This is a genomic window from Mesorhizobium sp. M7A.F.Ca.CA.001.10.2.1 (assembly GCF_003998575.1).
Lineage (GTDB): Bacteria > Pseudomonadota > Alphaproteobacteria > Rhizobiales > Rhizobiaceae > Mesorhizobium.
The window spans coordinates 1-3,748 of record NZ_RZQY01000606.1; the positions used below are offsets into that span (position 1 = coordinate 1).

The 3,748-nt window shown below is 64.5% G+C and carries 3 protein-coding genes; all 3 read left to right on the forward strand.

The window, feature by feature from the left end; translation table 11 throughout:
* Positions 1 to 1,561: putative PEP-binding protein (locus EN964_RS28240; protein ID WP_127276999.1), on the forward strand; the 1,561-nt coding region annotated here is incomplete at its 5' end.
* Positions 1,562 to 1,679: 118 nt separating this feature from the next.
* On the forward strand, positions 1,680 to 2,783 hold the full coding sequence (locus tag EN964_RS28245) for a glycosyltransferase family 9 protein (protein WP_127270460.1): 1,104 nt from the start codon (positions 1,680 to 1,682) through the stop codon (positions 2,781 to 2,783).
* A gap of 167 nt (positions 2,784 to 2,950) precedes the next feature.
* Positions 2,951 to 3,691: a polysaccharide deacetylase family protein gene (locus tag EN964_RS28250; RefSeq protein WP_127270458.1), complete on the forward strand. Its 741-nt coding sequence runs from the start codon at positions 2,951 to 2,953 to the stop codon at positions 3,689 to 3,691.
* The last annotated feature ends 57 nt before the right edge of the window (positions 3,692 to 3,748 follow it).

The following is a 3,748-nucleotide window of genomic DNA, read 5'->3' on the forward strand; positions in this document are numbered from 1 at the left end:
GATCACGAAAGAGGAAGCCGTCGCCCGTATCGACCCGGCCTCGCTCGACCAGTTGCTGCATCCGACCATCGACCCCAAGGCCGCGCGCGATGTCATCGGCATCGGACTGCCGGCGTCGCCCGGTGCCGCTACCGGCGAGATCGTCTTTTCCTCCGGCGACGCCGAGGAATTGAAGACGCAAGGGCGCAAGGCGATCCTGGTGCGCATCGAAACCAGTCCCGAAGACATCCACGGCATGCATGCGGCGGAAGGCATCCTGACCACGCGCGGCGGCATGACCAGCCACGCCGCGGTGGTGGCGCGCGGCATGGGCAAGCCTTGCGTCTCCGGGGCCGGCTCGCTGCGTGTCGACTACAAGGCCGGCACGCTGATGGCGATGGGCTCGACCTTCCGCAAGGGCGACATCGTCACCATCGATGGCGGCAATGGCCAGGTGCTGAAGGGCGCCGTGCCGATGCTGCAGCCGGAACTTTCCGGCGATTTCGCGGCCATCATGGAGTGGGCGGACGCGGTCCGCCGCATGAAAGTGCGCACCAATGCCGAAACGCCGCTCGACGCGCGCATGGCGCGCTCCTTCGGCGCCGAAGGCATCGGCCTCTGCCGCACCGAGCACATGTTCTTCGATGGCGACCGCATCGTCGCCATGCGCGAGATGATCCTGGCAGACACCGAAAAGGACCGGCGCGCCGCACTTGCCAAGCTTCTGCCCATGCAGCGCTCGGACTTCCTCGAACTGTTCGAGATCATGGCCGGCCTGCCGGTGACGATCCGCCTGCTCGATCCGCCGTTGCACGAATTCCTGCCGAAGACCGAGGAGGAGGTGGCCGAGGTCGCCGCCGCCATGAAGGTGTCGCCGGACAAGCTCAGGCAGCGCACCGAGGCACTGCACGAGTTCAACCCGATGCTCGGCCATCGTGGCTGCCGCCTGGCTGTCTCCTATCCCGAGATCGCCGAGATGCAGGCGCGGGCCATTTTCGAGGCGGCCGTGGAGGCCGGCAGGAAGGCCGGCGCGCTGGTGGTCCCCGAGATCATGGTGCCGCTCGTCGGCCTGGTGAAGGAACTCGATTACGTCAAGGCGCGCATCGATGCGGTTGCCAAGAGCGTCATGGAGGAAACCGGCGTCAAGATCGACTATCTCACTGGCACGATGATCGAGCTCCCCCGCGCCGCGATCCGTGCCCATGTCATTGCAGAGTCAGCCGAATTCTTCTCCTTCGGCACCAACGACCTGACCCAGACGACCTTCGGCATCTCGCGCGACGATGCGGCCTCGTTCCTGGAAACCTACCGCCAGAAGGGCATTATCGATCAGGACCCGTTCGTCTCGCTCGACATCGACGGCGTCGGCGAACTGGTGCGCATGGCCGCGCAAAAGGGCAGGGCGACGCGGCCAGACATCAAGCTCGGCATCTGCGGCGAACATGGCGGCGATCCGGCCTCGATCCGCTTTTGCGAAGAGGTCGGCCTCGACTACGTGTCCTGTTCGCCCTATCGCGTACCGATCGCCAGGCTGGCGGCCGCGCAGGCTGCGGTGCTGGTTGCGAAGGCAGGCCGCCGATAGGATCCATCCAGCTTACCGTTTTGTAAGGCAATTCACGCGAACGTGCTGGCGGCGTCGCGCAATCTCGACATTGTTCCTGCCCAATTTGCGGCTATCCGCAAATTGCTCCCGGAAACAGATGCTGCAGATTTCTCCCGCGCCGTTCCACTCGATCCTGGTCGTCCAAACCAAGTTCATAGGCGATCTCGTCCTCGCCTCGGCGCTCGCCAAGAACCTGCGGCTCGCATTCCCCGGCGCCAGCATCGTCTTTCTGTGCGAGGCTCGCTTCGAGAGCTTCGTGATCGCCCATGATATAGCTTCCGAGGTGGTCACATTCAGGCGCGACCGCATGCGCGGCACGTCCTTGGAGCGCGGGAAAGAGCTTTACGCCATGGTGCGGGCGTTGCGCCGCTTCCGTTTCGACCTGACCATCGACCTGACCGACTCGAAGACGTCGCGCATCGTCACCGGGCTCGTCAACGCCAAGACCCGTGTCGGTTACAGTCCTTCCGAAAGACCCTTGCGTATGTTGGAGCGGCAGCCCGCCAACGTTTTTGCCAAGCCCTACGGCTTTGATGGTCAGCATTTCCTGTACCGCTACCTCTCGCCGCTCGAAGCGCTCGGCATCGAACTTCGCACGGTGATTCCAAACCTTGAGCCGCTGCCAATGGAGACGGCGAAAGCATTGGCGCTGCTGGGTAAGCGCCATCTGAGGCCAAACGCATTCATCGCGGTACATGCGGGTGCAAGCTTCGAGGGCCGACGTTGGCAGCCGGAGCGGTTTGCAGCAGTGATCGTCGAGATTGCCGGCGAGACCGGCCTGGACGTAGTCCTGGTGGGCGGCCCGGACGAGCGCGAGATCGCCGAACGTATCGTCGCCAGGACCGCGCCGTCGGTCGTCAATCTCGTCGGTGACCTGTCGCTTGAAAGCCTGCTGGCGGTGCTGAAACAGGCCCGGCTGTTTCTCGGCAATGAGAGCGGCCCGATGCACATGGCCGCAGCCACCGGAACCCCGGTTGTCGGATTGTTCGGTCTGACGGAGCCGTCGCGCTGGGGTCCCGTCGGCGTGCCCAGCATCTCGCTCCAGCCGCCGATGCCTTGCGCCTGCATGGCCGAAAACCTCTGCCGCGCGCCAGATCCCAGCAAGGCATGCTGCGTCTGGGGCCTGGAGGTCAAGCCTGTGGTCGATGCGGTGCGCGAGGTTCTTTCGCGCACCGAAATGAAACTGGAACACGCCATCTGAGATCATGCGTCGCATGCACGACCCTCGACGCGGCGGAATGACCCCCTTCGCCACAGGAACGGTCACATTGTCGCGGAGCGCTTTTCTGCTATGCGCCATCCCGATTTCCGCCTTCATGCGGGTCGTTGGGATGCCTGCTTGAAATGACGGGTCCGGGAATCGGTTTGATGCGCCTGCTGCAAAAAAGTCTCTGCATGATCGCCCTGTCGTGGGCGATGGCATCCGCCAGCCATGCCGCGCCCCTCGTCGAGCCGACGCTGCACATCAAGTCGCAGGCGAGCGGAGCCGGCCGTGTGGCGCTTACGCTCGACGCGTGCGGTGGACAGACCGACAACCGGATCCTTTCGGCGCTGGTGGACAACAAGATCCCCGCCACCATTTTCGTGACCGGCATCTGGCTGAAGCGAAACGCCGCCGCCGTCGAGATCATGCGGGCGCATCCCGATCTGTTCGAACTGGAAAATCATGGCGGCCACCACATCCCGGCGGTCGACACGCCGCGGAAAATCTACGGCATTCGCAGCGCCGGCAGCCCGGATGCGGTGCTGGCCGAGGTCGAATCGGGAGCCGCCGCTCTTACCGGGACCGGCGAGCCGGCGCCGAAATGGTTTCGTGGCGCAACCGCCGAATACAGCCCGTCGGCAATCGCCATGATCCGCAAGCTTGGCTTCAAGGTCGCGGGATTCTCGATAAATGGCGACGGCGGCTCTTTGCTTGGCGCCAAGGAGACCGCCCGGCGCATCGCGGCGGCCAAGGATGGCGACGTCATCATCTCGCACATCAACCAGCCGACCCATGCGGCCGGCGAAGGCGTGGTGCAGGGGCTGCTGGCGCTCAAGGCCAAGGGCTTGACCTTTGTGCGGCTCGACGATGCCGAGGGCATCGGCAATAACGGCACGACGGAGTGACTGGCCAGCCGAGCGGATCTCGATGCCCTCGGCGTTGGCTCAGTCCGGTTTCTGTCT

What these genes read in the sequence shown, in the direction of transcription:
- EN964_RS28250 (WP_127270458.1), top strand. Translation starts at nt 2,951, where the DNA reads ATGCGCCTGCTGCAAAAAAGTCTCTGCATGATCGCCCTGTCGTGGGCG.
- EN964_RS28245 (WP_127270460.1), top strand. Translation starts at nt 1,680, where the DNA reads ATGCTGCAGATTTCTCCCGCGCCGTTCCACTCGATCCTGGTCGTCCAA.